The 354-nt window shown below is 76.0% G+C and carries 1 protein-coding gene; it reads right to left on the bottom strand.

Going from position 1 to position 354, the window contains the following annotated elements:
- Nucleotides 1-84 precede the first annotated feature (84 nt).
- Nucleotides 85-354: EamA family transporter (locus AX708_RS03105; RefSeq protein WP_156454521.1), on the bottom strand; the 270-nt coding region annotated here is incomplete at its 5' end.

Below are 354 nucleotides of genomic sequence, written 5' to 3'. Positions count from 1 at the left end.
GCGCTGTTCCCGAGCGGACGCCTCGCCAGCGCCAAGGCGCGCGCCTTTGCCGACTTCGTGGGCGAGGTGCTGAAGGAGGGGTGATCAGCCGCGCCGGAGCGTAAGCGCGATGCCGCCCAGGATCAGCGCGGCGGCGAGCGCGAGCCGCCATGTCAGCGGCTCGGCCAGCAGGGCGGCGGCGGCGAGCGCGGCGACGACCGGGGTCGCCAGCTGCACCGCACCGACCGCGGCATGGGGCAGGCGCGGCACCAGCCGGTACCACGCGACATAACCGAGCCCAGAAGTCAGCGCGCCCGAGACGATCGCCAGCCCGGCCCCGCTGCCGCTGCTCGATGGCGGGGCGGGGGTGACGGC

The organism is Erythrobacter sp. CCH5-A1, assembly GCF_001557115.1.
GTDB lineage: Bacteria > Pseudomonadota > Alphaproteobacteria > Sphingomonadales > Sphingomonadaceae > Erythrobacter.
This window is presented reverse-complemented; position numbering and strand designations above follow the sequence as displayed.